Source organism: Caulobacter segnis (assembly GCF_003243465.1).
Classification (GTDB): Bacteria; Pseudomonadota; Alphaproteobacteria; order Caulobacterales; family Caulobacteraceae; genus Caulobacter; species Caulobacter segnis_A.
The window spans coordinates 1-11,630 of sequence record NZ_QFQZ01000109.1; the positions used below are offsets into that span (position 1 = coordinate 1).

13 protein-coding genes are annotated in these 11,630 nt (G+C 67.9%); 3 read left to right on the plus strand and 10 right to left on the minus strand.

The features are described 5' to 3' along the window. A partial coding sequence (locus DI526_RS21605) for a hypothetical protein (protein WP_304282522.1) occupies positions 1 to 109 on the minus strand: 109 nt, incomplete at its 3' end. A 311-nt stretch (positions 110 to 420) separates the two neighbouring features. On the opposite strand from DI526_RS21605, the gene araD1 reads away from it, so the two are divergent. From araD1 to DI526_RS21620, 3 genes are read left to right on the plus strand one after another with little or no spacing between them, the layout of a single operon-like run. Beyond that, positions 421 to 1,416, plus strand: a complete 996-nt coding sequence (gene araD1, locus DI526_RS21610; protein WP_304282495.1) for an AraD1 family protein — start codon at positions 421 to 423, stop codon at positions 1,414 to 1,416. Continuing rightward, a complete protein-coding gene (locus DI526_RS21615) occupies positions 1,413 to 2,339 on the plus strand; it encodes a Gfo/Idh/MocA family protein (protein ID WP_304282497.1) in 927 nt (308 codons plus the stop codon). The genes araD1 and DI526_RS21615 overlap by 4 nt, the downstream gene beginning before the upstream one ends. Before the next feature lie 51 nt (positions 2,340 to 2,390). Beyond that, a complete protein-coding gene (locus DI526_RS21620) occupies positions 2,391 to 3,530 on the plus strand; it encodes an aldose epimerase family protein (RefSeq protein ID WP_304282499.1) in 1,140 nt (379 codons plus the stop codon). A 158-nt stretch (positions 3,531 to 3,688) separates the two neighbouring features. Here the strand turns inward: DI526_RS21620 and DI526_RS21625 are convergent, their stop codons facing one another. The 9 genes from DI526_RS21625 to DI526_RS21665 all read right to left on the minus strand — a co-directional run. Continuing rightward, positions 3,689 to 4,333, minus strand: coding sequence for an OmpW family outer membrane protein (locus DI526_RS21625; RefSeq protein WP_304282501.1), 645 nt, complete (start codon positions 4,331 to 4,333; stop codon positions 3,689 to 3,691). Between the two features lie 98 nt (positions 4,334 to 4,431). Then, positions 4,432 to 5,811 (minus strand): oxygen-independent coproporphyrinogen III oxidase, encoded by a 1,380-nt coding sequence (gene hemN, locus DI526_RS21630; RefSeq protein ID WP_304282503.1) that lies wholly within the window; start codon positions 5,809 to 5,811, stop codon positions 4,432 to 4,434. A gap of 72 nt (positions 5,812 to 5,883) precedes the next feature. Beyond that, entirely contained in the window at positions 5,884 to 6,045 is a 162-nt protein-coding gene (gene ccoS, locus DI526_RS21635; protein ID WP_099443577.1) for a cbb3-type cytochrome oxidase assembly protein CcoS, read from the minus strand. Next, positions 6,042 to 8,216, minus strand: coding sequence for a heavy metal translocating P-type ATPase (locus DI526_RS21640; protein WP_304282507.1), 2,175 nt, complete (start codon positions 8,214 to 8,216; stop codon positions 6,042 to 6,044). Before DI526_RS21640 ends, ccoS begins: the two co-directional genes overlap by 4 nt. Further along, positions 8,213 to 8,719: a FixH family protein gene (locus tag DI526_RS21645; RefSeq protein ID WP_304282509.1), complete on the minus strand. Its 507-nt coding sequence runs from the start codon at positions 8,717 to 8,719 to the stop codon at positions 8,213 to 8,215. Before DI526_RS21645 ends, DI526_RS21640 begins: the two co-directional genes overlap by 4 nt. Continuing rightward, complete coding sequence (gene ccoG / locus DI526_RS21650) at positions 8,716 to 10,209, minus strand: cytochrome c oxidase accessory protein CcoG (RefSeq protein ID WP_304282511.1); 1,494 nt, start codon at positions 10,207 to 10,209, stop codon at positions 8,716 to 8,718. Before ccoG ends, DI526_RS21645 begins: the two co-directional genes overlap by 4 nt. 5 nt (positions 10,210 to 10,214) lie before the next feature. Further along, on the minus strand, positions 10,215 to 11,084 hold the full coding sequence (gene ccoP / locus DI526_RS21655) for a cytochrome-c oxidase, cbb3-type subunit III (RefSeq protein ID WP_304282514.1): 870 nt from the start codon (positions 11,082 to 11,084) through the stop codon (positions 10,215 to 10,217). Then, positions 11,084 to 11,251 (minus strand): cbb3-type cytochrome c oxidase subunit 3, encoded by a 168-nt coding sequence (locus DI526_RS21660; RefSeq protein ID WP_304282517.1) that lies wholly within the window; start codon positions 11,249 to 11,251, stop codon positions 11,084 to 11,086. Before DI526_RS21660 ends, ccoP begins: the two co-directional genes overlap by 1 nt. Beyond that, positions 11,248 to 11,630, minus strand: a 383-nt coding sequence (locus DI526_RS21665) for a cbb3-type cytochrome c oxidase subunit II (protein ID WP_304282519.1), incomplete at its 5' end; no start/stop codon positions are given. The genes DI526_RS21660 and DI526_RS21665, both read right to left, overlap by 4 nt.

Here is an 11,630-nt window from a genome sequence, read left to right on the forward strand (position 1 = left end):
CAAAGTTCAGATAGCGCTCCAGATAAAGCGCCGTCATGTCGATATTGTCCGGATTATCAAACCACGCACGCGAACGAAGGACGCGGGGGGAAAGGGGGGCGGCGCTCATGACGATCCTTGGTACGCTCCGCCGCTCGCGGCCGATCGAAGGGAGAGGTCGGCGCCGAGACGGACTCATATTATAATATTTGTCTGACTAACGTTGCGCAACAAAACCGTCAATGATGACGGGACGTCATGCCGGCCGACTCAGCCCGCGCCGAACGGCCGGCGAAGGCGGAAGCTGGGGCGAGATCGTGGTCTCCCGCCTGTTCGCCGCGCCCCGAAAGGCGGCGCGTGCGAGCCTTGGTCTAAACGAGGTTTGACAGCCGCGCCGCCAACGGTATTTGTCAGACTATTATAAGCGAGGAGCGTTCGCCAATGGTCTTGAGGTTCGTACAGTTTAAGGCGGAAGATGGCGAACGACGGCTGGCGGCGGTCGACGACACGGGCGTGGCCCGCAGGGTCACGGTCGCCAACACGCTCTATGACTTGGCCCAAGCCGCGCTCAAGGCCCAGTCGAGCCTCGCGGAGATTGCTCAAGCCAGCGCGCTGGGCGAAGACGTGGATATCCCCGCCGCCTTGGCCGAGGGCCGCGTCCTGGCGCCGATCGACCACCCAGACACCGCTCACCTGCTACTGACCGGCACCGGCCTGACCCACCTGGGCTCGGCCGAGGGTCGCGACAAGATGCACAAGGCCGCCCAGTCGGGCGAGCAGCTGACCGACTCGATGCGGATGTTCCTGATGGGCGTCGAGGGGGGCAAGCCCGCGCCCGGCCAGGAAGGCGTCCAGCCGGAATGGTTCTACAAGGGCGACGGCCAGCAACTGGTCGGTCCCGGCCAGCCCCTCACCTCTCCCGCCTTCGCCAAGGACGGCGGCGAGGAGCCCGAGATCGCAGGCGTCTATCTGATCGGTCCCGACGGAACCCCGCATCGCCTGGGCTTCTGCCTGGCCAACGAGTTCTCCGACCACGTGATCGAGCGCGGCAACTATCTCTGGCTCGCCCACTCGAAGCTGCGCCAGGCCGCGCTGGGTCCGGAACTGCTAACCGGCCCGCTGCCCGAGGACGTCCGCGGCGCCAGCCGCATCCTGCGCGACGGCGCCGTTGCCTGGGAGAAGCCCTTCCTGTCGGGCGAGGCGAACATGTCCCACACGATCGCCAATCTCGAGCATCACCACTTCAAGTACGATCTGTTCCGCCGCCCGGGTGACGTGCACGTCCACTTCTTCGGCACCGCCACCCTGTCGTTCTCGGAAGGCTTCCAGACCAAGCTGGGCGACGTATTCGAGATCGAGGCCGCGCCGTTCCTCTATCCGGTGCGAAATTCCCTGGGCCAGGCGGCTGAACATCCCGTCGCGGTGCGCGCGCTGTGACGCCGATCCGTCTGGCGCTCGTCGGCCTGGGCAAGATCGCCCGGGACCAGCACCTGCCGTCCATCGCCGCTGATCCGCGCTTCAAGCTGGTCGCCATCGTCAGTCGTAACGCCGAACTGGACGGCGTCGCCCACTTCACCGATCTGGCCGCCTTGCTGGCCAGCGAGGTGGCGATCGACGCCGTGGCGCTGTGCACGCCGCCCCAGCCGCGCCACGCCCTGGCTCATCTGGCCCTGGCCGCGGGCAAGCACGTAATGCTGGAAAAGCCGCCGGGCGCGACGCTGAGCGAGGTCGAGGACCTGCGTCAGGCCGCCGTCGCCCGCGGCCTGACGCTTCAGGCGACCTGGCACTCGCGCCATGCGGTCGGCGTCGAGCCCGCCCGTGCCTGGCTGGCGCAGCGGACGGTCAAGGCCGTACGGATCAACTGGAAGGAAGACGTGCGCGTCTGGCATCCCGGCCAGGACTGGATTTGGGAGGCCGGCGGCCTGGGCGTTTTTGACCCGGCGATCAACGCCCTCTCGATCGTCACGCGCATCCTGCCCCTGCCCTTCTTCCTGTCGCACGGCGTGCTGCACGTGCCCGAGAACCGGCAGTCGCCGATCCAGGCCGAGCTGGACTTCCGCGACGCCAACGGCGCCCCGATCCGCGCCGAGCTCGACTTCCTGCAGACGGGGCCGCAAAGCTGGGACATCGAGGTCGACACCGAGGACGGCGCGCTGAAACTGACCAACGGCGGCGCCAAGCTGTGGATCGACGGCCAGCTGATGCATGAGGGGCCCGACCGCGAGTATGCCGGGCTCTATGACGAGTTCGCGCGGTTGATCGCGGATGGCGCCAGCGACGTTGATGTCAGTCCGCTACGGCACGTGGCCGACGCCTTCCTGCTCAGCGAGCGGGTCGTGGCGCCGCCGTTCGTCGAATAGCCGGCCCGCGATAGCGCCCCTTTGGCGAACAGAACAAGACGGAGAGGAAACATGACGTTCAAGACCATCGCCCTGTGCGGCGCGCTCGCCCTTGTCACCACATCGACGGCGACGGCCGCGGAGCTGACCCGCCGCCCGTTCGGCCAGACCCCGTCCGGCGAAGCGGTCGAGGCCTTCACCCTGACCAACGCCAAGGGCGTCAGCGCCACGGTGATCACCTACGGCGCGACCCTGCAGTCGCTGATCGCCCCCGACAAGGCCGGAAAGAAGGCCGACATCGTGCTCGGCTTCAACGACGCGGCGACCTACGTGAAGAACGCCAGCTACTTCGGCGCGAGCGTCGGCCGCTTCGCCAACCGCATCGGCAAGGGCCGTTTCGAGCTTGACGGCAAGACCTACCAACTGGCGCTGAACAACAACGGCGTCGCGGCCCTGCACGGCGGCGTGAAAGGCTTCGACAAGGTCGTCTGGAAGGTGCTGTCGACCAAGTCCGGCCCGACCGCCTCGGTGACGCTGGGCTATGTCAGCCCCGATGGCGACCAGGGCTATCCGGGGACCGTGAACGCCACGGCGACCTACGCCCTGGACGAACAGAACCAGCTGACGATCACCTACGGCGCGACGACCGACAAGCCGACGATCGTCAACATGACCAACCACGCGCTGTTCAACGCGGCCGGCGAAGGCGCGCCGGAAGGCGCCATGGGCAATGTGCTGACGATCCCCGCCAATGGCTACACGCCGGTCGACAACGAGCTGATCCCGACGGGGGCGATCACCCCCGTGGCCGGCACGGCCTTCGACTTCCGCACGCCCACCGCGGTCGGCAAGCGCATCCGCGACGCCAGTGACCCGCAGCTGGTCGTCGGCAAGGGCTACGACCATAACTACGTCCTGAACGGCAAGGCGGGAGGCGCCCTGCGGCTGGCGGCGCGGCTGGCCGATCCCAAGAGCGGCCGCGTGCTGGAGATCCTGTCGGATCAGCCGGGCATCCAGTTCTATTCGGGGAACTTCCTGGACGCGTCCTGGGTCGGCAAGAGCGGCAAGCTCTATCGGCAAGGCGACGGCATCGCGCTGGAGCCGCAGCACTTCCCTGACGCGCCGAACAAGCCGCAGTTCGCTCCAGTGCGCCTGGATCCCGGCAAGACCTATCGCAACGTGATGGTCTTCAAGGTCAGCGTGGCCAAGTAGCCATTCGGGCGCCGGCTCGGCCGAGCCGGCCCTCTGCTCCACCGCGGCGCTCGCGCTTCCGCGCGCGGGGCTCCCAACGTGAACAAGGCCCGGCTTGCGGCCGGGCCTTGTGACACTGCGCATGTCGCCGGGCGGACCGGCGCCATGGGCGATTAATCCTAGAACTTGCGGCTGAAGCCGACCGACGAAACCAGCGGATCCAGGTCCACCTTGGCCTTCAGGGCGCCGCCGTTGATCTTGGCGTCGGTGCTGAAATAGACCTTCTTGATGTCGGCGTTCAGCAGCCAATTGTCCTTCAGCTTGACGTTGACGCCGGCTTGCAGGGCGTAGCCGAAGCCGTCGTCGACCTTCACGGTGAAGCCGTTCTTGTCCTTGCCGCTGTAGAACAGCATGTAGTTGATGCCGGCGCCGACATAGGGGCTGACGCGGGCGGCGGGCAGCGGGTGGTACTGCAGGGTCACGACCGGCGGCAGCACCCAGGTCTTGTGGACCAGAGCATCCGTCGCACCGCCCTGAGCGCGGATGTCGTGCTCGGTGGTGCCCAGGATGGCCTCGACGGCGACCTTGTCGGTCAGGAAGTAGGTGAAGCCCAGGGTCGGCTTGACGTCATCCTTGACGTGAGCCTTCAGGCCGGTGTTGGCGCCCGCGGCGGTCAGGATGGCCGCATCCTTGTCCGGCGCGACTTGCGTGATGCGCGCATGGACGATGAAATCGCCCTTGGCGTTCGGCGAGAAGTCCTCAGCGTGCGCCACGCCGCCGACCAGAGCCGTCGCCGCGATGGCCGAAAGAATAAGCGTTTTCATCATCTATCCCCAGAAGTGGCGACTCTCTAATTTCTGTCGCGATCTTTATTTGAAGGATCGCGAAGCACTCGACCTTGACCTCGATCAGTTTCTGAAAACTAGATCGCGCGGGAGAAGCCCTCGCTCGTGTCGGAGCGATGATCGAACGCCTGGGCGGTCAGGCGCACGAAGGGCCGGCCCGCCTCGGTGACACGGATGACGTCGCCGTCGACCTGGACGAGACCGTCGGCGCGGAGCTCCGCCAGCTTGCCGACGTCCTGGCCGAAAACTTCGGACGAGACGCCGTGACGCGTGGCCACCGCTTCCAGATCGACCTCGAAGTCGCACATCAGACGCTCGATCACGTCGGCGCGCAGGCGGTCGTCGTCGGTCAGCTTGACGCCCCGCGCGACGGGCAACCGGCCTTGCAGGATAGCGTCGCGCCAGGCGACCTCGGCGGGCAGGTTCTGGACATAGCCGCCCGGCATGCGGCCGATCGACGAGGCGCCCAGCCCGATCAGGGTCGGGTGCTGGTCGGTGGTGTAGCCCTGGAAATTGCGGCGCAGCGTGCCGGTCGCGACTCCCAAAGCGAGGTCGTCGTTCGGCAGGGCGAAGTGATCGAGGCCGATCGCGACATAGCCCGCTTTCACGAGCCGCTCGGCGGCCGCCTGGCTCTGCTCGAAGCGGCCGTTGGCGTCAGCGAGGTCCTCCTCGCGGATCAGCTTCTGGTGCGAGCGCGCCCAAGGTACATGGGCGTAGCCGAACAGCGCGATCCGCTCGGGGCGCAGCGTCAAGACCTTGTCCAGGGTGGCGACCACGTCGGCGGTCGTCTGCTTGGGCAGGCCATACATCAGGTCAAGGTTGATCGAGGCGACCCCGGCCTGGCGCAGCCAGTGAGTCGCGCGCGCCACGACCTCGAACGGCTCGACGCGGTTCACCGCCTCCTGCACATGCGGCGCGAGGTCCTGGACCCCGAGACTGGCGCGGTTCAGGCCGTGGAAGGCGGCGGCCTTCACCCAGCTCTCGGTGAGCACCGCCGGATCGAGTTCGGCCGAGATTTCAACACCCGGCGCAAACGGGAAGACGTGACGCAGCGCGCCGAACAGACGCACCAGGTCGTCGCGCGACAGCATGTTGGGCGTGCCGCCGCCCAGGTGCACGGCGCCGGCCTTGATGCGGCCCGGCAGGCGCGTCTCGACCAGGGCCAGCTCGTCCACCAGTCGCTCGACATACTCGCTGATCAACGCCTGCTTCTTCACCACCCGGGTGTTGCAGCCGCAGTACCAGCACAGCCGATCGCAGAACGGGATGTGAGCGTAGAGCGAAACCGGTTCGCGCGGATCGAGCCCGCCCAGCCACTCGCCATAAACCTCGGCGTCGACCTCTTTCGAGAACTGCAGCGCGGTCGGATAGCTGGTGTAGCGCGGCGCGCGGCTGTCGTAGCGCGTCAGCAGCGCTTGGTGGTCGTTGGCGGGAATCTGGGCGGCGGCTGCGGTCATGCGTCTCTCCTGACGCGCGCAACCTGCGCCGGCCTCCCCGCCTCCGCCGTGATTTGGATCAATCCGTTGGGATCAATCCTGGGGCGGCTTGTCCTCTAGGTGGTCGTAGAGGATCCGGGCGGCGTCGCCTTTCGGATCCTCGTACTGGCCCGACCGCATGGTCCAGAAGAAGGCGAAGAGGCCCATGGCCCCGAGGCCGATCGAGAATGGGGCCAGGAACAGGACGATGTTCATCGACGCCTCCAGGCGATGCGCGGCCGCGCGGCGTTCAGCAGCACGACCATCGACGACCCCGACATCGCCAGGGCGGCGATGAAGGGATTGATCAACCCAAACATGGCCGCCGGCGTGGCGACGACGTTGTAGAGCGCCGAGAAGCCGAAGTTCTCAAGCGCCCGACGACGCGCTTCGCGGGCCGTGTCGATCGCGTCGACCACGGCGGCTAGACCCTCGCCGGTGAAGACGAGGTCGGCGGCGTTCTGGGCGGCGTCCACGGCGGCGCCCGGCGCCATCGAGGCGTGAGCCTTGGACAGGGCCGCGGCGTCGTTGAGGCCGTCGCCGACCATCAGGACCTTGCGGCCGTCGGCCTTGAACTGATCCACGATCGCGGCCTTGTCGAACGGGGTCAGGCCGGCGCGCCACTTGGGGACGCCCACCTCGCGGGCGATGTCGCCCACGGGGCCCGCGAGATCGCCGGACAGGATCTCGACCGACAGGCCCATGCGGCGCAGGCGCGCGAGGGTGTCGGCCGCGTCCGCGCGGGGCTGGTCCTCGAACACGAAGCGGATCTTGAGGTCATTCTCGAAGCCGAACCACAGCTCGGTCTCGCGCGCGTCGCCACCGGTCACGCCGACGAAGGCGGCGCGGCCCAGGCGGGCGCGACGGCCATTGATGACGCCTTCGACGCCTTGGCCGGCGGTCTCGACGCAGTCGGTCGCCACGGGCCCGAGGCCCGCCTCGGCGGCCATGGCCTTGGCCAGCGGGTGGCGCGAGGCGCGGGCCAGCGGCGCGGCCATGGCGACGAGGTGGGCCGGGGCGTCGATCAGGCGCGGACGGCCCTCGGTGAGGACGCCGGTCTTGTCGAACACGACGTGGTCGACTTCGGCGAGGCGCTCCAGCGCGGCGCCAGACTTGACCAGGACGCCCTTGCGGAACAAGCGGCTGCTGGCGGCGATCTGCACGGCCGGTACGGCCAGGCCGAGAGCGCAGGGACAGGTGACGATCAGCACGGCGGCGGCGCGCAGCAGCGCCTCTCGCGGGCCGAGCCCCAGCGCCCAGCCGCCAACGAAGGTCAGGGCCGCAGCGGTGTGCACGACCGGCACGTAGAGCGCGGCGGCCTTGTCGGCCAGACGAACATAGGCCGAACGGGTTTGCGCGCCGGCTTCCATCAGGCGGGCGATCGCGGCGACCGTGGAGTCCTCGCTGCGCGCCGTGGCGGTCATGACCAGACGGCCCGAGAGGTTCAGGGCGCCGGCGTGCAGTCGAGCGCCCGCGCCGACTGGCGACAGCGCCGTCTCGCCGGTGATCAGGGCGTTGTCGAGTTCCGACTGGCCGCTCTCGACCAGGCCGTCGACCGGAACGCGGTCGCCCGGCGCGACGACGAGGCGGTCGCCGATCTTGACCTCGGCGACCGGGATACCCTGCTCGACGCCGTCGATCAGGCGCATGGCCACGGGAGTCTGCAGGGCCAGCAGGTCGCGCGCGGCCGAGCGGGCGTTGGCGCGCAGGCGGTGATCCAGGTAGCGGCCGATAAGCAGCAGGAACAGCAGCGTCACCGCCGCGTCGAAATAGGCGTGCTTGCCGCGCAGGATCGTCTCGGAAAAGCTGACGATCAGGGTCAGGATCACGCCGATCGAAATCGGCACGTCCATATTGGCCTTGCCGCGCTTCAGCGAAGCCCAGGCGGAGCGGAAGAACGGACGGCCGGCGAACAGGGCGCACGGCGTCGCGACGATCGCGGCCATCCAATACATCAGCGTCAGCGTGGAGCCATTCAGCTCCTGCCCGAACAGGCCCGCCCAGGCGGGCACGGTGAACATCATGACGTTGCCGGCCCCGAAGCCGGCCACCCCAAGGGCGACCGCCAGTTCGCGCCCTTCCCTGTCCTGCGCCGCGGCGGCTTCGCCGGGATCGAACAGGCAGGCGCGATAGCCGAGCGCCTCGACGGTCTCGACGACGCGCTCCGGATCGGCCTGCTTGCCCTCCAGCTGGACCGCGAGCTTGCCCGTGGTCAGGTTGAGGCGCGCGGCGTCGACACCCGGCAGCTCACGAACCGCCTTTTCGATCTTGTTGATGCAGCCGGCGCAGCGGGCGCCGCTGACCAGAAGTTCGAGACGGCCATTCCCCGCCTCGTCCCGTCGAACGAACGCCTCGAGGTCACGATGCAGGGTCAGGCTCTGGCTCATTGGGCGGGTTCCACCAGGCGGGTTTCGATCTCGAACATGTCCTTGGCGTTGCGGGCCGTGGCGCGCAGGTCCCAGGCCCCGTCCAGTTGGGCGGTCGCCTCATAGCGGCCGCCGCCCAGCGAGCGGAAGTTCAGGGTCTGGCGGCCGGTCTCGGTCGCCGGACGCTCCAGGACGCCGGTCAGGGACAGGCCGTCCAGCGGCTTGTCGGCGCGATCGACGACGGTGACCACCACGGTCTTGCCGGCCGGCGTCTCGACGCTGGCGGACCAGCCCAGCGCCGCTTCCTTCTGACGCTGAGCCAGGGTGCGGTTAAACGCCAGGCCCGCTTCATACGGGTTGGAGGCCACCTCGCCCGAGAAGGTCCGATAGGCCTGCACCATGAAGATGGTGTCGACCCCGATGACGATCGCGAAGAACAGCACGACCCCGATCAGCACGTGCCAGCCGGTGATGCGGCCCTTTTCGGACGGGACCTTGGCGATCGTTTGCGTTGCGCTGGTCATTGCGGGTTCGCGGCTCCAGAGAGGAAGACGGTCTTGGCCTCGGCCTGCACGCCACCCGAGCGGATGACGAAGCGGGCTGGGACGCTGGCGTCCAGTTCGGCGTTCGGCGGGGCGGTGACGAAGACGCGCAGCGGCACGACCTGGTCGGCCGGAACGACGATGCTGACATGTTCGCCCTCGCCGCCCGGGTGGCTGAGGCGAGCACCGGGCACGCCCTCGAACGAGACGTCGAAGCGCTGCTGGACGAAGGTGCGGTTGCCGATCTTCAGCGTGTAGCCATCGCGCACGGCGCCATCGTGCATCCGCACGAAGACCGGGTTGCGGTCGCGGATCACGTGGAGGTCGGCGTCGGGCCGCGAGAGCAGTGACCACAGGGTCAGCCCTCCGACGATGGTCATCGCGAGCGCGTAGTAGATCGTGCGGCTGCGGACCGGCTTGTATTGCGGCTTGCAGCCCGAGCCGCGATGCGAGACGGCGGCTTCGGAGTCGTAGGCGATCAGGCCGGTGGGGCGGCCCATCTTGGTCATGATGTCGTCGCAGGCGTCGACGCACAGGCCGCAGTTGATGCATTCGAGCTGCGCGCCGTCGCGGATGTCGATGCCCATCGGGCAGACCACCACGCACTGGCGACAGTCGACGCAGTCGCCGCGCCCTTCCCAGGTCTGGCCCTTCTTGTGCGGGCCGCGCGGCTCGCCACGATAGCCCAGATAGGTCACCTGGAGCGAGTGATGGTCCAGCATGGCGCCCTGGATGCGGGGCCACGGGCACATGTAGGTGCAGACCTGCTCGCGCATCCAGCCGGCGAAGATGTAGGTCGTGCAGGTCAGGAGGAAGCACGAGACATAGGCCGTCACCGGCGCGTCGCCGGTCCAGAAGGTGCGGAGCAGCGTCGGGGCGTCGTGGAAGTAGAAGATCCAGGCGCCGCCGGTGCCGAAGGCGATGGCCAGCCAGGTCAGGTGCTTGCCGGTCTTGCGCCAGATTTTGTTGAAGGACAGCGGCGCCGCGTCAAGGCGCATGCGCGCGTTGCGGTCGCCTTCGAAGAGGCGCTCGACGACGATGTAGAGGTCGGTCCAGACCGTCTGCGGGCAAGCGTAGCCGCACCAGAGACGGCCGAAAAGCGCCGTGACCAGGAACAGCGCCAGGGCGGACATCACCAGCAGGCCCGTGAAGATGTAGACTTCCTGGGGCCACAGCTGGATGTCGAAGAAGTAGAAGCGCCGACCCGTGAAATCGACCAGCGCCGCCTGTTGCGGGAAGCCGTCCGGCCGATGCCAGCGGATCCACGGCGTGATGTAGTAGATCCCGAGCGTGATGATGAGCAGCGCCCACTTCACGTTCCGCCACTTGCCGTGGACCAGCTTGGGATAGATCGGCTCGCGAGGCTTGTAGAGCCCGCCGTTGGCGTCCCCCTTGCCCTTGGCCCGGGCGGCGGCCGAGACCGCCGTCCGGGATTCAGGTTGAGGAGGCCTATTGTCGATAAGCGTGGGCATAGCCCTTACTGACCACCCGCGTTGGAGTGAATGTAGACGGCGAGCGCCTTGATCGTCTCAGGGCTCAAGCGACCGCCCCAGGTGGGCATGACGCCGCCGTTCCCGGCGTAGATCTGGCCTCGGATCGCAGCACGATCCGAACCGTAGAGCCAATCGGCGTCGGTCAGGTTCGGCGCGCCGAGCTCCTGGTTCCCCTTGCCGTCCGCGCCGTGGCAGGCCGAGCACTGGGTTTCGAAGATCGGCGCGGCGCGGGCCACGGCGCCGGCGTCGGCGGGACGGTTCGACAGCTTGACCACGTACTCGGTCAGGTCGTCGATCTGCTCGGGCTTGAGCAGCTCGTCGCGGCCGAAAGCGGGCATCTGCGACATGCGGGCCCCATCGGCGCCGGTGCGGATGCCGTGGGTGATGGTGTACTGGATGTCCTCCAGCTTGCCGCCCCACAGCCACACATCGTCGCGCAGGTTGGCGTAGCCCTTGCCGCCGGTGCCGCCGATGCCGTGGCAAGTGGCGCAGTTGTCGCCGAAGACCGACTGGCCGACCTGCTGGGCGTAGGCCTGCAGCTTCGGATCCTTTTCGATCTGCTCCAGGCTGGCGGTGCGGAGCATCGCCGCGCCTTGGCCGCGCTGGACCTCGAGAGCGGTCAGCTGCTTGCCGACCTCCGCCCGGTCCGACTTGTGGAGCAGGCCCTTGGTGTAGCTGTGCAGGCCCGGCCAGGCCGGCATGGCCACCCAGTAGGCGATCGAGAAGGCGATCGTCCCGTACCAGACCCACAGCCACCAGCGGGGCAGCGGGTTATCCAGTTCCTTGATGCCGTCCCACTCGTGCCCGGTCGTCTCGACGCCGGTGGCGTGGTCGGTCTCGCGTTCGTGAGCCATCAGGAGAGCTCCTCGTCATCCAGCGGCATATGCGCGGCGTGTTGGAATTCGGCCTTGCGGGAAGGCCACAGGGCGTAGGCGACGCCGGCGAGGAAGATCAGGCCGAAGTAGACCAGCCCGCCCTGCTGCGCGAAGCGCGCGACGGTTTCGTAGGAGAGACCGCTCATCGTTGGTTCTCCGGCGCCTGGGCCTTGTAGGACTTGAAGTCCACCAGGGTGCCCAGCATCTGCAGGTAGGCGACCAGCGCATCCATTTCGGAGATCTTGTTCGGATCGCCGTCGAAGTCGCGGTTGACCACCTTGGCGCCGTAGCGGGCGCGCAGGCCCACGGCGTCGGTCGAGAACGGGTCGGCCTGGGCCTCGAGGTCCTTCTTGGCGTTGGCGATCTCGTCGGCCGTATAGGGCACGCCGACCGTGTGCTGGGTCTTCATGCGGGCGACGATGTCGCTGTAGTCCAGGTCCTTTTCGGCCAGGAACTTGTAGGGCGGCATCACCGATTCCGGCACGACTGAGCGCGGATCGATCAGGTGGTCACGGTGCCAGGTGT

Bases quoted from the DNA above. Each gene is read 5' to 3' on its own strand.
- araD1 (WP_304282495.1), top strand. From the start codon at position 421: ATGGTCTTGAGGTTCGTACAGTTTAAGGCGGAAGATGGCGAACGACGG.
- DI526_RS21625 (WP_304282501.1), bottom strand. From the start codon at position 4,333: ATGAAAACGCTTATTCTTTCGGCCATCGCGGCGACGGCTCTGGTCGGC.
- DI526_RS21640 (WP_304282507.1), bottom strand. From the start codon at position 8,216: ATGAGCCAGAGCCTGACCCTGCATCGTGACCTCGAGGCGTTCGTTCGA.
- ccoP (WP_304282514.1), bottom strand. From the start codon at position 11,084: ATGGCTCACGAACGCGAGACCGACCACGCCACCGGCGTCGAGACGACC.
- DI526_RS21645 (WP_304282509.1), bottom strand. From the start codon at position 8,719: ATGACCAGCGCAACGCAAACGATCGCCAAGGTCCCGTCCGAAAAGGGC.
- ccoS (WP_099443577.1), bottom strand. From the start codon at position 6,045: ATGAACATCGTCCTGTTCCTGGCCCCATTCTCGATCGGCCTCGGGGCC.
- DI526_RS21620 (WP_304282499.1), top strand. From the start codon at position 2,391: ATGACGTTCAAGACCATCGCCCTGTGCGGCGCGCTCGCCCTTGTCACC.
- DI526_RS21660 (WP_304282517.1), bottom strand. From the start codon at position 11,251: ATGAGCGGTCTCTCCTACGAAACCGTCGCGCGCTTCGCGCAGCAGGGC.
- ccoG (WP_304282511.1), bottom strand. From the start codon at position 10,209: ATGCCCACGCTTATCGACAATAGGCCTCCTCAACCTGAATCCCGGACG.
- hemN (WP_304282503.1), bottom strand. From the start codon at position 5,811: ATGACCGCAGCCGCCGCCCAGATTCCCGCCAACGACCACCAAGCGCTG.